Below are 23,501 nucleotides of genomic sequence, written 5' to 3'. Positions count from 1 at the left end.
CTTCCGCCTTGACCGCCTCAACGTCGTCCTGGAGGCGCCAGAGCCGGTCGATAAGGCCCGTCAGTGCGCTCTCGACGGCGTCGGAGGGTGCAGGTGCGGCGGCTTCCAACTCGGCGCGTAGTTGGCTGGCGAAGCGGCCGGGCAGAAGACCCAGTTCGGCAGGAGATAGAGCCGCCGGCCTGGAGTTCTTCGCCGCTTCCGCAATGATCTGCACGGCGCGCGCAACGTCCGCTGCAGGGAGTGATGCATCTACGAACTTGATCAGTCGCCCGTGGAGCGCGGTAAAGAGGCGGGCCTCAAAGCGTTCCGTTATCCGTCTTGGCCAATCCTTGACCTTTCCAAGCGTTTCAACAAGCGCCTTGAGTTCGGTAATCGCGTTCGTGATCTTCCGGAATAGCTCGACCTGCGCGCCCGAGGCGGCCGCGAGTGGATCAGCTGTGATGCGCTCGATGGTCCGAATAAGGCGGCGCGCCGCCTCGTGGATAGGGGCCAAACTGGCGAAGAACTCAGCGCCAGAGCGTTTGGCGTCCTGCGCCTCGACGAGCTTGAGCTTGAGGATGGCCAAGTCTTGTCCGATCTGAGGATAGGCAGCCCCGAGCGTAGGCACTTTATCGGTGCCCAGGCGCTTCGAAGCCAAATCCGTCCAGGACGCTTCGGCCGCGCTCAATGCAATCTCGGCCGGCTTGATTAGCGCGTCTGTCAGGACTGCCCGGACCTCCGCCGCGCCTTCCTTGACCGAGGCTGCGCCGTAGTCGAGCGCCTCGGCGAGCCGCGGGTGGTGACCGAGCTTGTTGGCGACCTCCGTCGCAGCCTTCACTAAGTCCTTGAGGGAGGCGATACCGAGCAGCTTGGCATCGCTCGAAAAGGCGTCCTCCGGCTTGAATGAGCGAGGGAGGGAGGGTTGCGGGGCGTCAGCAGAAGGCCCGTTCTCGGGCTTGCCCTCGTCCGCGGAACGGACGCCCGGCCCGTTGACTGGTCCAAACTGGCGCGAGATTCCGACCACCTCCATTTCGCCCCGGGCGACCCCGCCGCCCTGGTCGCCGCGGTCGCCGAAGGTGAGCGGGAGCGCCTTGGCACCGTTCTGCTGGTTCGCCAAAATTCGCAAGTAGATTTCGTGGCGGCTGCCACGCTCCTCCGCCGATCCGGCCGCAATCTCGGGGTCGTCGCCGAACCCATCAGCGACATAGTCACCGTCGAAGGCCACCTCGGCCCACAGCGGCGATCGCCCCGTCAACCGCTCAATGGGTCCTATCCGGCACGATCCGCTTTCGACGACCGGGTAGAATGGGGGCTGGTCAAGCCCTTCCATGAACTCGTCGCGCTCAAACAGACTATTGTCGAAGGTGCGTGCCTCTGTTGGCCTGCCCTTAGGCGGCATGTTCTCGCGCCCCTCGGCCGCAAGCTTCCACCATCGCGTTTCGTAGCTTGTGTCGCCCGGCTTGTATTCCGGCGCCATAACCACGGGCTGGCCGTTGCGCTCAAGCTTGCGGGTGGGCGAATCCCGCAGCCCGTCGGCCACGCTTCTGTTGTAGTGCTCGACTAACGCCTTCATGGTTGGCTGGTCGTTGGCGGCGCTATTGTCGACGAAAATAAGCGGCAACCGGACCGGCACACTCTCGCCCCCTACGCGCATTTGGAACCAGACCTCTGCTCCCTGGCGGCGAGCGGTGCGCGGCCAGAAGCACCGGCCCGTGGTGTCCGTTCCAAATTTGATCAGGCCCGCAAGCTCGCTATCGGGATCGACGAGGTCCGGCGTCTGCCGCGTGAGGATCGTGATGCGTTCGCACGGCCAGCGCCGTCCCAGGTTTGGCTGACCCTCTGCAGGAAAGTTTTTGACTGGATTGCCGACCCTCAGGAAAAGGCGCTGAATCAGCACCGCTACCGGCGGTCCCCCAGCATGCGTTTGGACAAAGCGGCGCTCCGTCAGCTTGACCAAGCTTGCCCGGTGACCAATTGGGAACAGGAAGCCCTTGTAGACGACCTCGACGACCACGTCGCGACCAAGCACGGTTCGCTGCCGCCACCGCTCGACGGACAAGGCGTCGAACAAATTTGAGCCCCGAGCGTCCCGAGCCGAGGCAGGCGGCTGGAATGCGGTATCGACGTCGAGACAACCGCCGAGCGCGCTGAGAGAGAGTTCCGACACCGAGAAGGCCTTCGGCCGGTAAATCGCGCTCAACTCGACCTCGCCGCCGAGCGCAGGGACGTTCCGGATCTGAAGGCCGGGGAGGGCGAAGCCCTCGGGTGGCTCGATCTGGCCCGCTTCCGCGGTTAGGTCGCCCTTGGCGGCCCTCCGGCCGAGGACTGGAAGGCCATGCAGCGCAGTCAGCGCAACGAGTTCATGGCGGTCGTAAGCGTCGAGACCCGTTCGGAAGGTTAGGTCAGGCAGGTCTCCGGGACGGCGGATCCCAACTGAGCGCGCGAGCGCCCATGGCGGGATTGGGCCCCGTTGCGGGGCACCCGGGGCAGCCGTCGACAGAAGGGCATCCGGCCGGAAGTCCGGCGACCAGACCGCGCGCAGGCCAGCCTGCTCGCCGGATCCGGCCAACCGCGCCGTCCACAACTCCTGGAAGGGTGCGATCTGGGCGGCGAGCGAGTCTGGTTCAGGCAGACCGAAGACTTCCCGCGCGACCCGTGCAGCCGAGGTCTTCCAGGTCGCATCCTGCGATGGCGACAGGAACAGCCTGTACGGCAATTCCAGTGCCGTCTCGAAGACGTCGGGCGGCTGCTCGCTGCTGGCATGGACCTCTGCGAGCCTCTGCGCCGGCGATGGCCCGGTCAGCGACGGGGCCCATTGCGTGCGAGGTCCGGTCCCGCCCCAACGCCGGTTAGGCGAGAATCCTTGAAAACGCAGGATGGCTCCCTCGTCATTCAAGGCGCGACGTTCCCAGCGCTTGGGCGAACGGCCGGGCGCGAGAGGTTCCATCAGGCGCTCGGCGCGTCGCACTACCGCCATGTCCATCCCGCCCCAGTTGGTCAGGCCCTCGACGGTGAAGGGAATGCGGCCACCCGTCCGGTCCGCCTCGAAATCGTCAGTGTCAACACGGAAGGCGATGCGGCTCGGTCCGGACAGGCGCGCCGGCGTCACCGCGTCGAAGGGTTCTCGGCTATCTTCCCCATCTCCCCGGTCGACCTCCGCCCGAACCTTCTTTTTCACGGTTGTCCAGGGCTCTGTGTCTGGTATTCTCCCGAACCATTCCCGTCCCCTGTACTGTCGGAAGCGCTCGGGCAAGCCTGCCGCCAGCGTAGCGTAGTGGCGTCGGAACTCGGCATAGGTCACGTCACGGCGTTCCTTAGCGATCTCGATCTCTTCGATCAAAACCTTCAGGACAGGAAACTCGCGCTCCACCGCCGTATCGTCTGCGCTCTCGAGCCGGGCGAGAAGCGCCTTTGGGTCGGTGACGCCGGGCATGATTCTGCGATCAACAAAGCTTTGAAGGATGGCATCTTGCTCGGACGGATCGAGTTGGGCGTCTGGCAGCTTGGTGTCTGGCCCACTACCGGGTGTCGCTCCAGCTTCCTGCTGGAGTTTCCTAAGCACACGGATTGCGATCTGACGCGCATCAGGGTCAAGAAAGTCCGCACCGGCGTAAAGCTGTTGGTCGTCCGGCAGGGCGGCAAATCCGCCACCCGGCCGAGGAACCTTCCTTGCCGCCTCGGTGAATCGCCGGTCGAAGTGAGCCACCGTGACTGAGCCGAAAAGCAGGTTGTCAAAAGACTCCTTTGCGAGATCGCGGAGCGCCTCCCTGAGTGCCACGCGCTCGCACATGTCCGTTCCATCAGATTCGGCCATGGGTGGCCGCATGCGGGAGAGAATTTTGTCCGCAATGGTCTTGAAACCGCTCTGCTCCGGATCATCCCGGCAGGCCTGCAAAGGGTCCGTAGGAGCACGGGTCCACCGCTTGGGCCTTGACAACGCCTCACGGAGCGCCCGGAATCGCTCAGCATCGCCGCCTCGTACGGCTAAGACGGGCATGTCCACCGGGGCTGGCAGTTGGCGCTCGTAGGCACGTTCAGCCACGTGCTGCGGCGGGAACTCCACGACGAGGACCGGCCTGTCATCACGTGGCGTTGTGCGCCTTCCGCCAACATCCGGACGCGGCCGCACCGCGGAACGCCCGCCGTGCGGCACTAGCGTGCCGGGCAGTCCAGCGTCGGGCGGCCACGGAACTTCGAGGGCCAGGCCGGCGAAGCGGAACTTGAGCGCCAGCAGGTCGCTTGGCCGAAGCACGGTCAGGCAGGCTCGGTCGAGGGCGATTTGTGCGAGCGTCCGCCGCCTGGGTCCGTTTCGGTCTACAGCCGCCGCGGGATCCGCAGCCGGGACTGGACCAAGCGGCACGATCGCGTCGGCTGACGTGACAGGGGGGCTGCCCAGGGCGGGAAGATAAAGCAGCGCGTCGGCCTGATCGAAATCGAGCCGCCAGCTATGAGTGCCAGGAACCACGCGGGCCACCCGTTCTGGCCCCGCACCGGGCTCGATGCGCTCAGGGAGAGCCACGGAGGCACTGAATAGCGCCATTCGAGCTTCAAAGCGAGTTAGGATGCGCCGCCCCCGGTCGTCAGGCGCGTCAACAGCCTCCACTTCCAAGGGCGCTATGCGCGGTGCCTTGCCGGGTTCGGGACTGCTGCGCGGGAGAGCAGCCAGGACGAGGCCGCCGACGCTCGTCTCGGCCAGAACCTCCTTCGAAGCGGGGATGAGCGCGACCCGGGTCACGACACCCGTGCCGCGGCGTAGTTGGCGTACGATCTCGAAGCCGGCGATCGAGAACGGGCCTTCCACGCCAGTAGGCGAGGTGGTGGGGCCCCGGCGAAGTTCGAGATGTGCGATCGGGCGCCCGTGCTCGTCGGGGTCGACGAAGCAACTCGCCGCTGTATGGGCCGGAGCGCCCCAGTGCCGGAGAACGGCACCGAGCGTGCGCGGCTCGGGTCCCTCGCCCATGCCGATGGTCTTCAAATCCAGCGTCAGGACGGGTGCGATACGCTCGTCACCAATAGTCGCTGCGGCCAATTCCACACGAGTTCCAGGGATACGATCCCGACGGGCCAGATCCTGGAAGGTAAACCCCAATATGTCGCCAACGACGCCATAACAGCCATCCGCGACGGGCGTGGGAGCGCCACGGGGCGGCAACGCACCCCACTTCACCTCGGGATCTAGTCTGAGGGTGTCGGTCCCGCCGGTGCCCACATCTGAGACCTTGCCGCCGGTTGAACCAGGTGTGGCGGTGCCGGCAATGCTCCCGGGTGAATCACCACGGATTCGATACAGGTCGATGCGGCCGAACTCCAGAGGAAAGTCGAGGATGTAGAGACCCGGCGCAGTCGCGTTAGCGAGGGATAGGATCGTCCAGGCCGCCTGCCTGCCGAACTCAAGCACGAGATCAGCATTCGTCTCCACCCTGTCACCGAAGAGTTCCCAAAGCATCTTGTTGTTGTCGCGGCGCTGGAGCGGGAATCTGAGCTTCGTCGGGTTGTAAGCAGCCAGGAACTCCGCGAGCGGGAGCGCTGCGGAGTTGGTAGCCGATGCGCCGGGAAACCAGCCTGCCTGCAGTCCCGCTGACACCTTCCAGGTATCCGTCGGTGTTTTGCGACGGAATGTGAAGACCGCATCGAACGCACTCGTCTCCAACCCTGGAAAAGTGGCGCGATGCACCGTCACCCGAAGCAGCGTCGGCAACCATGTCACCGCGACAGCCGCATCGTCGTTCCGCTCCACAATCGGCCTGGACGGATACCGCTGGGACTCCCGGTGAATGGAGAACGACGCTAGGGGCCCGAAATCGCGTCGGTTCCACGAGAGCACAATCGGGTCTTGGTCCCCAGCCACTGAGAGATTGCGCAGATTCAGGATCTGCCGGTGCGTGTCGTCCGCGAACTCAAGCTGGTAGTGCTCGGTGACCTGCTCGGCGGCGTGCACACCACCCGCTAGGATGAGAACGCTCGAGCCCGCAAGCACACTCCGACGGGTTGGACGCAGTTGGCGGGGAATCGAGCGTTCCTCCGGCTCAATACCGGGTTCAGCATCCGGACAAGGGCACTCATCCACGACAGTCTCCTTGGCTAAGGGCGTCTTGCTGTTGAAACGGACGATCCGCTCAGTGTGGAATGATTCAAATGCACAATTACACTTCACTGAGCGCTGCAAAAAGGCAAAATAGAAGTATTGGTAGATAAACTAACAGTTAGAAAGAGGTAGTATCGAATTGTTAATTTAAAATTTGGAACATTGCATTGATTCTTAAAGGAGGGCGGGTTAGTGTTATGCCAAACAGATTGTCGTTTTGCTGCGGCATAACGCTGATAAGAGAAGGCGCCGGCCTTGGTTTCTGCAGAGTGAGATGTGTGAAGGGGCGGCCGGGGGCAGGACGCCCAAGGAAGCTGCCCAGTCTTGTCGGTGCGTTGTCAGGAAACTTCAAATCGGACAGGCGCTCGGCGACAAGCCTGACATTAGCGCTGTCAGACTGCGGCGGCCCTGCGCCTACCGGTCAGCGAGCTTGGCGTCCCATTTCCAATCGAGACTCTGAACCCTTTACAAACTAGGAGTAGCGGAATGAGGCGAAACCGGAATTTCGGCGCTGGTCTTCTGGCAGTCTTGGCGTCGGCGGCAATGCTGTCGAAGCCAGCTGTCGGCGCTCCAGGAGACATCTACGTCGAGTTCTACGGGGCAAAGACGTCCTGGTCCGACAGCGAGTTCGTCGGACACGCCTTCGCGTGCATTGCCCTTCACCTCAACAACGGTATCAAGGAGGACTGTTACGGTTTCTATCCCAAGAGCGGGGGGAAGGGTCTCATTGGGGGGCCGGGGCTAACCGCATCGGAAGCCAACAAGAACCCAGGTAGGTTCGGTCACATTGATACGACTGTTAAAGTCAAGATCACTGAAGATCAGCGTCGACAAATCCTCGCGCTTACGGATCAGTGGAACTCGAAAGACTACTCGCTCACGACGTCGAGTTGCATCGATTTCGTRCATGATGCTGTGGGTAAGACAGGTTTGAAGCGACCGGATCGCTCCAAATTTCAATTGCCCGCTGACTACATGAAAGCCATTGACCAAATGAACTGAAACTCAATCCAGAGTCCGTGATGGCCAACCGGCACCTAGGTAGCATCGATGACGCGGTGGGCCTGACGGGTTTGCGCCTACACACGTATTTCGCAGGAGGCTCTTTATGGCACAGCGCTGGCAGTGGGTTCGGGTAGGGCGTAGACTGAGCGATCGTCGGCATGGTGATCTAGGCGTCGGTGACCGAGAGATTCGTGCCCTCCCGCTGCAAGGCTCAGGAGCTTTCCATTGATCTTCCCCTCAATGCCGAAACCTTGATCGCCCAAGCGCGCGTCGCGAGGACTTGCGGGCCATCCCGCGAGCGCATTGAAAAAATAGAGGGCCGGCTAGGCGCGTCCATTCGGCAGGCAACACTTCGTTGAGGCTGCACTGTACGAACGCCCCATTCCTTCGGGCGTCAACCGGTGTCCAATGGCCGAAGATAGTTGACCTACCGTGTTGAGAAATGTTGGGATTGCGGGCACAAACAGGGCAATCGCGCCACCCGCGTGGAATGCGATCCACACGAACGGCCTGTAGAGCCGGGCCACTTGCATCGAAGGCTAATACAATCGGCAACGGATCCATTCCGCTCTCGGGTTATCTAACCCCCGAACAGGCCGAGCAAAACGCGGCCTAAACCTGTGTCCACGTAGACGGGGGAAGATCAAGGGCCTGATGCGAGGTCACCGTTCGTTGGCAAGCCTGGCGAGCTCGGCTTCGATGTACTGACGCCCTCCTTTTCGGTCGGCGCTCAAGGCATCACGCCTTCACGACTTGAAACAATCCCCAGTGCTTCCCGCAGGAAAGTCCGCTTCCGCGGCTCGTCATCGCTTGCAGCCTCGAGGAGCAACAAGCTGACTGAGACATCGCGCTGCCACTGGGTATTGCCTGGATCGCTTGAATGTTTTCATGCCGCTGAACGATACTTCGAGCAGGCGGAGCCGCTGTCGAGGCGTCCGGGCCCCCCGGAATGGGTCAACTTGTGCCTCCTTTGGTCTTGTGGAAGAGGTTCATTTGAAAGCGTGGCTCGTGACCTTGTTGAAGAACGCGACCCCGTTCACATGGCCGCACAACCCCATTTGATGTTTCGTGCCGTGGGCCAGCTCGTCAGCGCGTCGCTCATCCTGATCGGGCTGCCCATCATGTCCTCTCAGTAGTGATGTGCGGACATGACTATTCTGCTCATTCGGAAAGGGTCGCCGCAGTGGTATGATTGACGTCGCTCAGCGGTCAGCTTGAGCTGAGGGGTGATCATGAATCCGGTATTCGTTCGGTTCACTCTTATAGCGGCAGGCATTCTACTAGCAATTCCGGCTACTGCAGGTGACACTCAGAGCTTCTCTGATAGATTTTCCGCTCTACAGGCTAATGAAATTAGTGCGCCTTCCCGGTACACACCCATTACAAAAAAAACAAAAAATATCATTCTAGCTTGCTACTACGTTAATCCTGGTTGCCCCGATGCGTGCGACGCGGCCTATCGATCCTGTGAGGCAGCTCGGGGAAGCTCTTGTAATTCTACTGCCTCCAGTTGTCGTAGTGCATGTGAGCGGCGCGGTTCCCCTGGCGAAAATTGCGGCTAAGCGCCGATCTTAGTGGGTTCGAGCCGCAGCGCTCTGCACCGCTACCCGGTCAACGGTCGGCGCCGTTTGCTGAGGGCAGTGGCAAACGCCCTCGCCCTGGCTGGCTTTATCACGGGCACGGGAAAGCCCTACGCTGCGCCCGCTAACGCGAAGATGGTTCAAACAAGAAGCTTACCTTTGTCGGGGAGGCACTAAGCAGCGCACTCGACGGCACAGGCGCTTGAACTCGACGCATGATAAGCGAGGTGACGCTAAGCTGGACCAAGGGACAATCGTCTCGCGCAGTCGATGTTAAAGTGTTGTACCTGGGGGAGGATGCGATAATCGATCGGGATCACCCAAGACCCAAAGCTAAGGTCCTATGGAAGTTTGCTCGGCGGTGTCTCGCCTTCCTCCTTCTCCTTGTCTTTATCGGTCTATTGGCCGTCTCTCTTGTGCCTAGCACATTAGTAACTAAGTCGACAGCATTTCCGAGTAATGAGGCTCTCGGCGGGGAACCCGATGCTATTGTTATTCTCGTTCACGGGACATTCGCGCCGAGAGCGGGATGGACGCAACAAAATTCCTTAATTGTTAGTACGATTCAACAGCGCTTTGATGGAATTAAGGTCCAGTTCTACCAGTTTGATTGGGCGGGATCCTTATTCGATGCCTCTAACAACAGCCATTTTCATCGTTTCGCGGCGTCAGAGAAGCTCTCCGAATTAGTTGCGAAACTTCGGCTAGATCACCCGGCCGCCCGCTTACTTCTGGTGGCCCACAGTCACGGTGGCAACGTCGCTTTATATGCAGGGAAGAAAGACCAACGCGTCGATGCTATTGTCACGATGGGCACTCCATTCATAGAAGTGCGGCCGCGAGATTTAGATGGAGATATTGCCCTTCTGGGGACAGCTGAGATAGCGGTCTACATCGCTTGGTTCGCTATGTTACTTGGCTCTACGCTACTTGACATCATTGGTATTTTCTTCGGTGGAAGTCTAATTGAACGCGACCGAGTGCCGTTGAAGGTTCTTGGCGGGGTGGTCGTCTTCTTTTCACTAATTCTAGTGGCCTGGCCTCTGGAGCCTGACGGGTATGAACAGGTTTTGGTTGCTAACTACTACTCCCAGCCTGCCGGCAGCCACTATGAGACGCGAGCACGATTTCGGGCCTCGGATGAGGCTGAGAAGATGCGCGCCGACTGGGCCAAAGCTCTCATTGCGGGTATCAAGGCACTCGGCGAAAGTAAGCAGTCAGATCTAATTTCTCGCCTCAGCGCCCGAATGCCATCAAATATTCCGGTGCTCTGCCTTAGGACGAAGGAACCCGATGAGGCGTTGGTGTTCCTTGATGATGTGGTGCCCCTGGTTGGTATCCCAATGCGATTGCTTTCGAGCCCACATGTGGGGATCGGGATAGCAGCAATGCTGATGCTTGGGTGCCTTGGAGGAGGGCTGTTCGCTGGAGTAAAACTTGCGATGGGAACCCTGAGAGACGCGCGCGCGGAGGGGAAGATCAGCGCGGGCATGGTCGCAGCAAGTTTGTTCAGTGGTGGGGTGCTAGCCTTCGCAGTTGCTGCGATTCTGGTTGTAGTTGTGGGCTTTGCACTAGTGATAGTTACCCCGCTTTCTGTTGTTGCAAGAGGGCCCGCTTCGATTCCGTTTCTTTTGGCTTATGGTTCTGCCGATCTAATCGCCGAGTACGTCACAACCACAAGCTCGGGGCCGATGCCGATTGAGCACTTCGCGGGTGGCTCGGTCCGGCAGTGCGAGGTGAAGGAATACGACTTCTCCGCAGCCCCTCAAATTAAGCACTCCTGGTACTACATGGACACAAGAGCGGTTGGCGACGTAGCTGATTGGCTGCGTGCGCGCTACGGCGAGGGTCGGTGAGGGGATGGAAATGGCCCTGCGCGAGCACACTTATAAATCCATCGAAGGTCTCGACGCGGATCATGCGCACTCACATTCCGCAATATCAACAGTTGGACCTCCCAACTGACTCGACAAACTCTCCGTATGAAAGCGAGACGCGGCGCCCCGGTTTCAACGGCATTAAGACCCGCATGAGGTGTGGCGGGTCGAGGTCCAATATCGCTTCGAGGGCGTCACGATGGGCCTCAAGCTTCCTATCGCGCAGATCGTGTCCGAAGAAAGTCGCCCGCCTCGCGGGGAGGCCTCGATCACGAAGTTCTAAATAGTCCTTAATACACGCGGCGACTTATCGCCCTCAGTAAAACCCTCGATGACCCGGACGGGTGTTGCTATGACAATGCACCGATGGAATCCTTCTTCCATACGCTTATCATCGGCGGGAGAAGTTTGAATGATTTCCGTCCGATATATCGTTGCTGACGTTGACGAGGCGTCGCCGAGCACTACGACCGACACCTCGACGACCTGTTCGCGGTTCAGGACGAAGTCTGGGGCGCCGTGGTGCAGGACCGCCCGAGGCTGCTCGCCTGGGCTGAGAAGGCGCTGGCAGTAACGGCAGCGGTTGCAAGGACGATGGTGGTATAGCGCATGGGTCTCTCCTGTTGGGTCCAGCGCCGGTTGGGGCGCCTGGAATGCCGGGAGAGTGGCGCAAGGCTGCTGTCAGGCTGCTGTGGAAGGCTGTCAGCAAGATGACAGGTTGAGCAGTGTAGAGACGCCTCTGATGAAGACTCGGGCTGCGCTGCTCGGCTCCAAGGACGGATTTGATCCAGCGCATGGCTGGAACGCTCCCCGAGGGCCACCGTGGGCCGAGCTCTCCGGCGCAGAACCGTCGCCAGCCCGTACGGAAGGACGTCACCGATGCCGCGCTATTCGAAGACCCTCATCCTTCTCCACTGGGGCATGGCCCTGTTGATCTTGGCGGCATGGTTCACCGCCGAGGGGGGCCGGCAGGTCCGCCTCAACCCGCCCCTGCTGCATTTCTGGCTCGGGCTCATGGTTTTATTTCTCGTCGTGCCTCGGCTGATCGCCCGCTGGTGGGGCAGCCGCCCCCGCATCGAGGATCCGCAGAGCCCTTGGCTCAACCTTGCGGCGAAGATCGGGCACGCCGTGCTCTACCTCTTCATGATCGGCCTGCCGCTCACTGGCTGGTACGCTGCCTCGCGCCTGGGCGTGCCAGTCGCGTTCTTCGGCCTGTCCTTGCCTGCCATCGCACCCTCAGTTCAGGGATCGCCGGGTTCATCGCGGAGGTCCATGAGACCGGCGGCACGATCATCCTGGTCCTGTCAGGTCTCCACGCGCTGATCGCCCTGTGGCACCAGTTCGTGCTCCGGGACGGAACGATGGAACGGATGAACCCGGTCTAGGGCCGACCTTATTCTCWAGGGTGAGGGGTCGCAATTGATCGCCCGGTTGCGGCTTCGAATGGCCACCGGGGACAACGCTCAGCGACAAACTAAAGAGCGTTCCGGACGCGTCGTTCGGATCCGTTCCGTTGCTGCCTCAAAGAGCCGTCCATGCCGTCGCTTTCTGTCCGGCACGCAACCCACCCCGCCTTGCCGATGGCGCGGGATGCCCGTCACCACGATGAGAGCGTGCATGACCACGCCCCCTTCGAGTCCTAGGCCCTTGCCCGGATGGCGGTGGTGGTGCTGCGGGCGGCGGTCCTGTGGTTCCGGCTTCACGAGCCCTTTGCTCCGGCCAGCGTGATCGGCCTTGCGTGTCGATGACGAATTGATGGACGTTGAACACGCTTGGGATTGAGGCTGGTCGTACAGGCCGGGTTGACGGCCAAGGATTTCCTCTCCCGCTGGGTAACGGACGATCAGCGACCAGCCTTAACCTACTAGCGAAACGCTTGGTGGAGCTGAGGGGAGGAGAACCAATATCGTAAAAAGCATTTATTATCAACGCCTTATCATCATGCTGTTGTTGCTCATGTACCAGGCTTGTGTACCAAATGTTCACACGGGCAGCGGCTTTATCAAAGAAGTGGAATACTTCAAGACGGCCTAACCGACTGCTTATGACCTCCAACCGGACTTTCGACCAGGGTCCTAGCTTGACCCATAGCGGATGTTGGGACGGTCAGCTCCCGCTAGGATCGGATTGGCGCCTGGATGCCAATCGGCGTTGCAGGCGTCTGATCAAATGCTAAGGCGGGGTCACGGCCCGGCGCCGATCAACGCGACTCCGCTGAATCAATCTCGCGCGGGCGAGGCCGCGTTGCTCGTCATGGCCGCGTCCAGCTGCGCCTGCCATTCCGCCTCGATCGTCTCGGCAGTCCTTCGGAACTCGGCAAGGCGGACCAGCCTGTCCCGTAGGTCCTCGATCTCGACAGCACTCTCGGGCTGCCCGTATTCGGCAATCACGATCAGTCGCTTGATCAGCTGGATGTCGGGAGCGCCATCGGTGCCGGCGGCTTCGGCGAGCGCCACCCAGGGCTTGCAGCGGTCAGTCTCCGCCTCGGCTGCCTTGCCCACCGCAAAGAGAATGGCCATGCGAGCGGCGCGGTCCACCTGCTCGGCCGCCCGCAGCCACTCTCGGGCGGGTTCAGCCATCGTGCTGTGCTCTGCGTCCCGCTCCATCTCTCGCCACACTGTGCGGAAGTAGACCGGCTGCGGGGCGGTAGGATCGAGATTGTTGAGCACCGTGACAACGGGACCAAGATCCATCAGCAGCCGCCCTCCCGACAAACCGGCGCGGTGATCCCACAAGTCGAGAATAGCCGAGGCGCACCGGCGTTCAGCCGCTTCGCGCGCGTCCGGCGGAGCCGTGCGAGCTGCGTTAATCAGTTCGGCCACATGATGCGCCATCCAGCGGCCCAACGTATCAGTGGAATCGTCGAGCCCGAGCTCGGCGACGAGCGCCCGGCCGAGGTCTAGGATTGAAGGAAATGCGCCATGGTTCGCGGTCGGGGCGGAGGAGGACGATTTCCGTGACTTTGTTTGCAACTTCGCCTTCCCTCTCGAGTGTGTAACGTGACCGGATCAGCTTGCGCTCCAGGCTGATTACCACCACGAGATCGAGGCCAGTCAAGCGCATGAGCTCCTCCAGGCAGCCCGCGGCTGCGACAAGCCGACGACCGCTACCGTTGCGGCTCTCTTCCTCGTTATCGTCGCCATCGCTCCAGGATTGCGAGAGCAGCTGTGGGACGCCGTTCGTATCGTACCAGCGGCTCTCGCCGCCGTCGGCCCGCAGACTAAGGTCGCGCACGAACGGGTCGGCCGGCGCGAGCACGCGAGCGCTGACGTTAGCGGCCCAGGGGTCGTACTCGTCGAGACCGCGCTCGTCTGTACCATCGCGCACCCAGCCCTTGAGCACATAGGGTGGCTCGTTTATCTCAAGGCCGTCCTCAAACTCGGAAATTTTGAAATCGGTGGGGTTGCTCGCGGTTCTCAGCGCACGTACCAGCGCCTCCGATTGATCGCGCGACGCGAGCGCACTGCTGACGCTGACCACTTGTTTGCGCTTGCCGGCATAGCTTGTCCAATACCCCGAGGCCGCCATCATGCCGTCCGGCAGCGTCAGCAGGCGAAACGCCTCATCGGCGTTGGCCGAGGCGGGCCAGTCAGCGTCAGCGACGATAGGCAAGGAGAACACATCGGCAGGCGTCGGGTCGCGGCGGTCGGCGAGCCACAAGCCATCGCGGCGGCTCAGGTCGTGCCCGAGCAGCCATCCCGAAAAGCTGGACCAGCTATCGTTGGCGTCGGCGCGCGCCGGCTCCGTTTCCAGCAGCTTACCGGCCACTGTCATCAACGCATGAAATGAAAGGTAGAATTGCAGGTCGTCGACCTTGGGAGTGGTGCCATGCGAATGCCGCAAGGCGCCATGCTCGAAATAACGGCGGGTCGCGCGCGCATCGCGGTCCCACCGGCCACTGTCGGCCAACCCCCAATCCTCTCGGATGACCCTCTCCACCTCGTCCTCGACACGGTTCTGTCCCAATCCAAAGACTCTGCCGAGTGGCGCCAGCCAGTATGGCCCGATGTCGATCCCGAAGGAGAAGCGCGTCTCGTCATAAGGTTGGCTAGAGCCGATCGGGCGGCGGGACGCCTCCTCCTTAGTGACTGGCGGAAGGCGCGATGTGTTGATCGCACGCAGCTCGTCCACTTGGCTCGCGGTTAGTGCAAGTAAGCCCTGCCGAGCAAGGGACAGCATGGCGCGGGCGGCGAAACCGCGCTGGAGAACGTGTGGTTGGTCGCGTCGGGCATAGCGGCGTAGGAAATCGATGTGAGCCGCCACGGCGGGACCGCTCTCGTTTGCGGCGCGCGCTAGCGCAATCAGTAGCCACAACAGGGCGTGTCGATCATAGAACCGGAGGTCCGCGTCGGCAAAGGCGCCGGCCACCCCCGTTTCCGCTTGAGCGACCAAGGTGCGCAGCACGGAGTCGCGACGCAACAGGCACAACGCGCCCACGGCGTGGGCGGCCTCCCACCGACGCTCCGACTCAGGTGCCCCCAGCGCAGCCCAAACAAACCCGGCCACCGCCTCTTCGACATCGCCCGGGGGCTGCAGCTGCGGCGACCACGCACCATCGCCATCGGTCGGCTCCAGAGAGGGCTCGAAGAGGTCGAGCCCGTACCGCAGCGTCGCCAAGGCCTCCCCGTCGCTCAGCTGACGCGACAGGATACCAACCAACCTGAACAGGCCGGCCGCATCGTCTGGGACAACCGTATCAGCAATGGCGTGGATTGCCTCTCCCATCAGCTCTCGTGCCGTCAGCCCGCTAAACTCAAACGCAAGCGTCCACGGCAGCCACTGGTAATAGCGGTCGGCGGACACTCGCGCCGCGTCCCTACGGCACGCTGCCCGGAGCAGCCGCTGCATTGCCGGACGAACCGAGACCCGCTGCTTCCAGGCTGTAGGCAGCGCCTCCAGCAGCGCGCGCACGTCGAGTAAGTCGATCGATCGGCTCTCACTGAGAGCGTCAAGGAACGCGGCCTCGTCGCCGGCGCGAACGCGTGAGATCGCCTGGCGATTGAACACGTCCGGACTAAAGGGGGGCTCTCCGGACCGAAAGCGAACGTGTGCCGTGAGCAAGTCTGGGCCGGAGGTGAGCGACAGCCCGGCGAAGATGCCGTCCCAGTCGAACGCGTTGTCTCTCGGCGGCGGCGTCCACCGCTCATCACGGTCGCGCGGCCGGTTCGCCTCGGCCAACTCCGCCCGGATAAGCGCCTCCGCGGCTTCGGGTAGGTCGATGCCGTTCGCCCGCAGGAGAGCGTTGACCTTGCGCAGATGTTCAACATCGGTTGAGAAGCGCTGGTAGCGAATGAGGTGCTGAGCCGCCACTACCCGGCAGCGGGCGTCGGGCTCGGCTGACAGGACCTCTTCCAGCAGCCTGTCCGGCTTCCACCAGCACTGGAACGGCAGTAGCGCCAGCGCAGTTCGCGCGTCGAGCTGACGGCGCGTCACTAGGCGGCCGACGATCATCGGGAGCAGCCTCGCCTCGCGCCCAAAGCGGCGATCGAGCCAGCGGCTGAGGATTGAGAGGGCTGAAGGGGGCGACAGGTCGGCCAGCGTCTCGACTGTGTGCTCCCAATCGAAATGCTTGTCTCGCACGACGAAGGCATAGGTCAGCTCGGCGGCTCGCGCGAAGCGGTAGGCCGTTTCCGGGTCGACGCAACCGCCGCGCGCGGCCGCCTCGCCCAGATGCAGCACGGCATGCCAACGCGCCAGGTTCTCCGAGCCGATCTTTCCCGAGGCGACGACGGCCTCCTCGAAATAGGCCCGCGCTTCGGGCAGGCTCGCGGGCAGCACGGCGCGGGCGAGTCGGATCAACGTCTCGGTTTTCTGCTCGGCGTCCTCGCGCTCGCGGACAGCAAGGTCGAATGCCTCGTGCGCTAGGTCCAGGGCGCGTCCTTCCTCTCCGGCTGAGCGGGCCGCCCGATGAGCGAGAGCGAGCAGCGTAGAAATGCGGAGCGGCTGCCGCAGCGTGCTCCGCCACGCGTCGAAGCTGGCCCACTCCCGAGCGCCCGTCCCGGTAGCCAGGATGATTCCACCCCACCAAGCGGCCACCTCGTCCGCGGTGGCCGACTCGTCGCGATACGATATGCCCTGGGCCTTGGCGGATTCGGCGGCCGTCTCGGCCAACAGTTGCCCCACGTTGGCAGGACCTACGCGGCCCAGCGTCACCGCCGCCCAGAGCCTCGCCCACGGCAGCAATGCACCCACGTCCTCCCGAAAGCGTTCCTCATCGGCGTCGTGACGATGCTTGCTATCCAAGGCCTTGCGGGTCCCGCGAGTGGCGAGATGGTCGAGCAGCAAGGGGCGACCCCGCAGTGCAGCTTGTAGCGCATAGGCTCGTATGAGGCCGGCGCGCGCGCCGTCGTAATTGGCGTGCTGGCCGCCAAGCGAACGCGATGGGCGAGCGGGCAGGTTCGCCAGCGTACGGCGGGGCGCCAGTCTGCTCGCAGCCGCGGCAGCCACCAGCGCCGTCAACGAGGCGAGCAAGGTGTCGTCGCCCTTCCAGTGGTCCGGCGCTTCGAGCTTCAGGTGGCGGCTCGCCACGAGCGCGACCGCGCGCTGAACAACGGGAGAGGGCGGGTTGCGGCCCACGGCCGACAGTTCCAGCCCGATCGCGAGCAGCAGCCCAATGTCGTTGCCGGCCGCCCACGCCAGTGCGTCTACATCATCGAAGCGAGCGGCGTCGACCAGCCGCGCCACGAAAATCCGCCCCGCCGAGAAGGCGACATGACGCGGCTTCCACCGGCGTAGCTGCCAGGCGCTCGCCCGGGCCCCGTGCAAGTTCAGCTCCGCCCATGCGAGCTCAGCGATGTCAGCGACCCCGACAGGCTCGTCCTTGCCCTCGTCTCGAGGTGAACGGCTCCAATGGTTGAGCCAGCCATAGGCAATGCGCAACCGATTGCGCGCATCGCCTGCGAGCGCCGGGGACCCGGACAGGAACGCCGCCTCATAGGCGTGCTCCGAACCTGTCCAATGGCCTCCCTCGATCTGGCGGCGGCCAACCTGTTCGGCCATCCGCTCGGCATCAAAGAAATGGCCGCTGAGGTCGGTATTGGCGCTAATCAGCTGCTGCTGGCGTTCACCGGCCGCAACCTCCCCGCCAGCCTTGAGCGACAGTTTCGCGGCGGCCTCATACCGGCGATCGCGCAGCGCCGCCTGCAGCGCGAAGCGGAGCCGCTGCAGCTCCACGTCTCGGCGCGCGACCGCATCGTCCTGGGGCAGCGCGCCCCCCTCTAGCGACAGCTGCACGAGAGCGTCGAACTGTTCCGCCTCAAGCATAAGCTGCGGCAAGGTCGCAGCGACATAGGCGCTCGACGACGCCAGCGGAAGCAGACGGGCGACGAAGTCGCCCAAGCTTGACGCCGAAGGTCGGAAGCGCTCGCGGAACCATGTTTCCGTCGGCTCGTCCCTGAACTGCACCGAGCCGTCGCGGACGAGGAGCGGTCGGCCGAGGTCGTTGGCGAGGCTGGTCACCAAGCTTACCGGCACGTCCGCCGTGCGGGCGACGAGCGCCAACGGCACGAAGGGCCGCATGGTGGCGAGCGCCTCACAGACGCGGTCGAACTGCGCTTGCTCTATCTCCGGTGTCTCGTAGCGGACCTTGGCGACTGCAGCCTCGAGCAGCCGAGCAATGGTGTCTTGCACCGTCAGCGGCTCGGGACCCAACCCGGTCAGAACCGATTCCAGGCTCACGGCGCCGGCCAGCGCGGTCGCCTGCACCCGGGGGTTCGACGATGTGAGCCTGTGAAACTCCTGGACGTCGCGAGACGAGGCGTCCGGGAACGTGGCACGCAAGTTCGCCGCCGTCTCGCTCAAGGAGAAAGGCAACAGGTCAATGCGCTGGGTCGCGGGCGGAGGATCGAGCAAAGCAACCCGGTGCGTGCGCGCGGTCAATACGAGGCGCACATTATCCGGCAGCGGCTCGCGCAACAGCATGCGGGCGAAGCTGGGGCCATCATGCGCCTCGCGCGCCGCCGTCTCGGCATTGTCCGCCGCGTCGATCACTAGGCAGAGCAACGCCAAAGGGTTGCGTTCTCGTAGTGACGCGCTCGACTGCTCCAGCCGCGCTCCGAACGCGCGGGCATAAGCCTTGGCGTCCGCCTTGGCCGTCGGGATCAGCGGGTCGCATAGCGCCTGACCCGCCAGCTCGTTGGCGAGCTGGACCAGGCCGTCCCTCGGCCGGTGCCGGTGACCGCTGAGACTGCGATAGGCGCCGTTGCCGAAACAGTCATAGACGAGCGTCACGCTACCCGCGGGAAGGCCGTCGCCGATGCTCGTGGCCAGCATCGACTTGCCGACACCACCTTCGGCTTGGATGATAATGGGCGCGCGCTGGTCAACGATCTCGGCGACGAGGTACGGCATCTGCTCGCGATCCACCAGCTCGCCCGGCCTCTCGATGAGCGACTTGGCCGGGTACAGGTCCAGCTCGCTCGCCCCTATCGCGTGCAGTACGTCATGCGAGGTGATCGAGGGGTTCGTGGCGAACTCCGACGTGGCCTTGCGCGTCACCAGATCCTTCAACTGAAGTGGGGCGTCCTTGTCGTTTTCCGGGAGATAGGCGGACAGATCGGCGCCGAGCAGCCGACGCTGCTCCAGGTAGTCGGGCGTTTGGGCATTGAGCGCAAGTTGAGCGACGAAGCCGCGCAGGTCGGAGTTCCCTAGTCCCGTGGCCTCAGCAAGGATGGTATCGTCCGCACCGGCTTTGATCGCAACAATCGCGTCCGTAACCGTTTCGGCAATCGGCCGGTTTGTCTCGAAGGCGAAGAAGAATCGCTTGGCGACGTCCTCTCGACCAAAGCGGGCGACCAGCTCGACATAGCGTTCCCCGAACTTCGTAAGGGTCCGCTTAAGGCCGCTCACCTGCCACGGGCTGTTGGTCTGGCGGGTCGAATGCTTCAGTTGCAGGTAGGTGACGCGCGCCGACGCGAGGTCGGTGCTCCCGCGGTACTCAGCCACGTCAATGACGTCGAGGCCGGCCTCGACCTCCTCGTCCTCACCCGCTGCCACACCCTCGATCGTGACTGCGACGACTTCCGAGGCGGGGAGCAGCATCGCCAGTGTGCGCCGAGCGGCCCAGGCATAGTGAAACTGGTCCCCATCCCGGCTTGGGCGAACAAGGTCAGCATGGGGGCTGGTCTTTGCAGTCATGAATGGAGCCTGAACATAGGACCGCGCAAAATCCAACCCATGCCGTTTACCGCCTATCTCGTCAACGTGTGCGCGGGCGAGTGGTGGACGAGGCGACGCTGGTCACGGCCCTGTCGGCCACGCTGTTCGTCGGAGCGGGTTCAACTGCTTGCGCGAGGAACCCCTGCCATCGGCTTCGCCCCTCTCGGGCTGTCCAGCGCGATCCTGCCCCCATAGCGCCGGCGAGACCCGGCGCTATTGGACAGCGGTCGCCGACCGCCTCCTCGAGAACCTCGACGGCTTTGCCCTGGGCGAGCCGCTGTGCAGCGGGATCTAGCTGCCTTTCGGCGCTGCGTGGGCAGAAGGCACTCCCGTCTACGGGCGGCCGCTAGCCATGCAAGCGCGCGAGACAGCCCTCGCGATGGCTCGCAGGTCCGCCTTTGGGCCGCTGCTCGACGTCGGCTCCTGGCACTTTCCGGAACTCTGTAGGCCCGTCAGGAACAACTGCTTCTCACCGGCGAGGACGATCAGCTATCGATCACACGTCTTTTTGAGAACTGAGCTGCGTCTAACCAAATAAAGCCTGAGATTTGAACCCAGGTGCAAAAGGCTCGCTGCCAGAACGCTTCTATGTGTTCAGCGCCCGATGCACCGAACCCTTGCCAATCCCTAGTCTTTTAGCGATTTCGCCCATGGAGAGGCCCTGTCCATTGAGTGCCTTGATTTCCATTGTCTTGGCGCGGGCGGTGGGCTTGCGGCCCTTATAGCGGCCCTCGCTTTTGGCCTTGGCGATACCCTCCCGCTGGCGCTCGAGCATCATCTCGCGCTCGAACTGGGCGACGCTGGCGAGGACGTTCAGCATGAGCTTTCCGGTTGGGGTGCTGGTATCGATCCCCATGTTGAGGATGCGTAGGTGGACCCCCTTCGCCTCAAGCAGCTTCACCAGTTCACCCATGTGATGTACTGAGCGGGCCAACCGGTCGAGCTTGGTGACCACGAGAGTGTCGCCGTCCCGAAGGTAGTCCAAGGTGGTCTCAAGGGCAGTGCGGGGGCCTACGGAGGAGGTCTGCTCCTGATAGACCTTCGTGCAGCCGATGGCCTTAAGGTCCCGCATCTGGGCCTCCATTCCAGCCCCCTGCTCAAGCGTCGATGTCCTGGCATATCCAATGAGGTTCATGTGGCGAGTTCCGTTCCAAAAGGTCTTAAACGTTAAAGCCGGACCGTTCCAAATGTCAACAGGCCATGTCATTGGAACGATCCCCGCATCGTTTTGGAACGGTCCGCTAGGGGTGGAACATGCGAAGTAAATCCCCTCATTAGAAAGCTCGCACAGTTCACGAACCTGACGAGATCCAACAGCCGTAAAATTCGGATCAATACCGCCGTAACTTCCCGGCAGGACCTACTGAGGTGGAGTCAATCGCGAGATCATCCAAGCTATGACGGTCGTCAGAGGACGTGGAATTCTTGTTCGGTGACCATCCAGAGTGGGAACGAGGGACGAGGCAATCCGTTCGTAATCCGCTGACGCCAGGATGAGGCGTGCGTTGAGTAGCATGGATACCTGTCGTCGATGGCCCAATCGCGGCAACGTTTCGGACAAGCACACCATATCCACGTAGCTTATCGTATTGGCGGCTTGTTCCGGATCGACCCAAATATGGAGGCTTCATTCTCCCTGGAAAATAAAGCTTGGTCCTCTTTCGCTCACTCGTTGTCTACTGGGATTCACCGCCATCCCGAGGCGATGGATCGCCATTGTCATTCCACCAAGGCAAGGTTAGAGCGACCTTATCAGCCCCAGTTGGCTTCGACTCGCTCCCGAGCGGGCTTGAACGCTCGCTCTCCTCTAGAGCTGTGCGGAGAAAGTCTTGAAAATCCGCGCGCATCGCTGCTGTCGTTTGCGGCTCGGAATATCTAGCGGGACGGGTCTCAGGGTCGGCTTGCGCATGCAGGCCAAGATGGCGAGCAAGGATTTCCAGAGCGGTGAGCTTTGAATGTAGCTTTACCCGGATCGTGCCGTGTCGGGTCTGCGTCACTCTGAGTATTGCCGCCGCAGCGTCCTCTGACAGGCCCTCACTTGGTTTTATCTTGACCCAGTCCGGTCCCCATGAAAGCACTTCACGGATATCACTGAACGCTACACGCGACAGCTCCTGCAAGACACGATCCGCCGTGATCCCGGTCCGCACGGAGCGGGCTTTCTGCGCCTCCGCGATGGCGACTGAGATCTCAGGTTTTCTAAGGTTCTCATTCCCGATCGAGGCCGCGGTCCTTGCACTATAGCCAGCCCGAACTGCGGCTTGAGTGGCGCTGAGGTCGATCAAATACTCTTCGACAAAGCGGGCCTGTTTGGCGGTAAGTGCGCGGGTGGGTGGCGTACCTGGTTCTGGATAGCACGTGTGCTTCATGGGTTCTGCCCTGCTCCGGATTGCTCATTGAACCGAGCTTTGGCATGCGTGCTTAGCGACGCCGACATCAATGGAGGGCCGGTCCCTGCTTTGCGCCAAACTCGCGGGCACTGTGCTCCTCATCCTCGATGCTGGCATCCTGCGAATAAATACGTTGCATGATGCTCTCCGAAAGCGCGAGAACCATGTCCTCGATTTCGCTCGAGGAGAGACTCGCCGGGCGCAGCTGAGGTGGAATGCCAGCGAGGAACGCCGAGGCCAATTCCTTCCCTGAGACGTCGGATTTCTCTCCAAGCAGCCGGTGTTGGACGATGTCGGTCGTGATCAACGACGCGATCGGTCCGTCCAACACCGCAAGTGCGTCTGTGATCTCAGCGATTGCACTCGTTCCTGATGATCCCCAGCCTTGCAAGCACCACCGTCTTTTTTAAAGCCTCCGCCTCTTCGAGAAGCACGCGTGCTTGGTGGACCTGGGCGGAGAGTGCAGCCGCCTTGGCGTTCAGCTCGGCTTGACGCTCGCAAATGGCCGCTGGCGCCTGACGGAGCGTTTTAGAAGACTGGGGTTCATAGGTGGAGACGGCAGTCGAACGCTCGATGTCCCGGTGGTCCTCATTAGGAGCCAACACCGCGTCGAGCGCCTTACGCTTCTCGTCCAGTACAGCAAGCTTTATTTCGCACTCGTAGTACCAGGCGAGCGCAGAAACCTGACTTTGGACGACTTCTTTGATCGTTTTCATCTTGAGTTCCTTCAGAGGTCGTGAACGGCAATGCCGGTGATTGAGGGGAGGGGGCGCACGCAACTAGCCTTCGGTTTGGAACCATCGTCATCGTCGAAGTCGAAGTCATTGCCGACGTCACACCATCGACGCCCAACGTCATCATCAGCGTCGTCGACGTCATTKCCRRCGTCACCATCGACGTCAATGTCGTTGCCGACGTCACCATCAGCATCGTCGACGTCATTGCCCACGTCACACCATCGACGCCAACGTCATCATCAGCGTCGTCGACGTCATTGCCGGCGTCACACCATCGACGCCCAACGTCATCATCAGCGTCGTCGACGTCATCTCCGACGTCATCATCGACGTCAATGTCGTTGCCGACGTCACCATCAGCATCGTCGAYGTCATTGCCGACGTCACACCATCGACGCCAACGTCATCATCAGCATCGTCGACGTCATCTCCGACGTCATCATCGACGTCAATGTCGTTGCCGACGTCACCATCAGCATCGTCGACGTCATTGCCGACGTCACACCATCGACGCCCAACGTCATCATCAGCGTCGTCGGCGTCATTTCCAACGTCACCATCGACGTCGTTCCCGACGTCATCATCGACACCGACGCCTGTCTCCATCCTCACCACCGTGCTAAGCATTCGTGTGATCCCCTATGGTATACTAACAGTGTCCGCTTCCAGGTACCGATAACCGCTTCAATACA

General features: G+C 62.2%; 13 protein-coding genes. 4 read left to right on the top strand and 9 right to left on the bottom strand.

Annotated elements, in window-relative coordinates; all coding sequences use genetic code 11:
* Positions 1-5,917 (bottom strand): hypothetical protein (locus tag AC1DVM_RS08055; protein WP_477253519.1); only part of this gene is annotated, 5,917 nt, incomplete at its 3' end.
* 633 nt (positions 5,918-6,550) lie between these two features.
* Here AC1DVM_RS08055 and AC1DVM_RS08050 point away from each other — a divergent pair.
* From AC1DVM_RS08050 to AC1DVM_RS08035, 4 genes are all read left to right on the top strand, one after another.
* Complete coding sequence (locus tag AC1DVM_RS08050) at positions 6,551-7,066, top strand: hypothetical protein (protein ID WP_477253517.1); 516 nt, start codon at positions 6,551-6,553, stop codon at positions 7,064-7,066.
* Positions 7,067-8,864: 1,798 nt separating this feature from the next.
* On the top strand, positions 8,865-10,505 hold the full coding sequence (locus AC1DVM_RS08045; RefSeq protein ID WP_477253515.1) for an esterase/lipase family protein: 1,641 nt from the start codon (positions 8,865-8,867) through the stop codon (positions 10,503-10,505).
* 900 nt (positions 10,506-11,405) lie between these two features.
* The gene (locus AC1DVM_RS08040) at positions 11,406-11,849 is read left to right on the top strand and encodes a cytochrome b (RefSeq protein WP_477253514.1); all 444 of its coding nucleotides are present in this window, start codon (positions 11,406-11,408) and stop codon (positions 11,847-11,849) included.
* A complete protein-coding gene (locus AC1DVM_RS08035; RefSeq protein WP_477253524.1) occupies positions 11,816-11,911 on the top strand; it encodes a hypothetical protein in 96 nt (31 codons plus the stop codon). The genes AC1DVM_RS08040 and AC1DVM_RS08035 overlap by 34 nt, the downstream gene beginning before the upstream one ends.
* Before the next feature lie 834 nt (positions 11,912-12,745).
* Here the strand turns inward: AC1DVM_RS08035 and AC1DVM_RS08030 are convergent.
* The 8 genes from AC1DVM_RS08030 to AC1DVM_RS07995 form a co-directional block, all read right to left on the bottom strand.
* A complete protein-coding gene (locus AC1DVM_RS08030) occupies positions 12,746-13,360 on the bottom strand; it encodes a hypothetical protein (protein WP_477253512.1) in 615 nt (204 codons plus the stop codon).
* Positions 13,361-13,376: 16 nt separating this feature from the next.
* Positions 13,377-19,565 (bottom strand): hypothetical protein, encoded by a 6,189-nt coding sequence (locus AC1DVM_RS08025; protein WP_477253510.1) that lies wholly within the window; start codon positions 19,563-19,565, stop codon positions 13,377-13,379.
* Positions 19,566-20,268: 703 nt separating this feature from the next.
* Positions 20,269-20,817, bottom strand: a complete 549-nt coding sequence (locus tag AC1DVM_RS08020; protein WP_477253508.1) for a recombinase family protein — start codon at positions 20,815-20,817, stop codon at positions 20,269-20,271.
* Positions 20,818-21,358: 541 nt separating this feature from the next.
* Entirely contained in the window at positions 21,359-22,051 is a 693-nt protein-coding gene (locus AC1DVM_RS08015; RefSeq protein WP_477253507.1) for a terminase small subunit, read from the bottom strand.
* Positions 22,052-22,118: 67 nt separating this feature from the next.
* On the bottom strand, positions 22,119-22,403 hold the full coding sequence (locus tag AC1DVM_RS08010) for a hypothetical protein (RefSeq protein ID WP_477253505.1): 285 nt from the start codon (positions 22,401-22,403) through the stop codon (positions 22,119-22,121).
* A gap of 19 nt (positions 22,404-22,422) precedes the next feature.
* On the bottom strand, positions 22,423-22,788 hold the full coding sequence (locus AC1DVM_RS08005; protein WP_477253503.1) for a hypothetical protein: 366 nt from the start codon (positions 22,786-22,788) through the stop codon (positions 22,423-22,425).
* Positions 22,789-22,799: 11 nt separating this feature from the next.
* Positions 22,800-23,021 carry a hypothetical protein gene (locus AC1DVM_RS08000; RefSeq protein ID WP_477253501.1) on the bottom strand — a complete coding sequence of 74 codons (222 nt, stop codon included), beginning with the start codon at positions 23,019-23,021 and terminating at the stop codon, positions 22,800-22,802.
* A 1-nt stretch (position 23,022) separates the two neighbouring features.
* The gene (locus tag AC1DVM_RS07995) at positions 23,023-23,436 is read right to left on the bottom strand and encodes a hypothetical protein (RefSeq protein ID WP_477253500.1); all 414 of its coding nucleotides are present in this window, start codon (positions 23,434-23,436) and stop codon (positions 23,023-23,025) included.
* Between the last annotated feature and the right edge of the window lie 65 nt (positions 23,437-23,501).

The organism is Microvirga sp. P4_A5 (assembly GCF_056402495.1).
The sequence above is the reverse complement of the archived record's forward strand: the minus strand, read 5'-3'. Positions and strand labels throughout refer to the sequence as shown.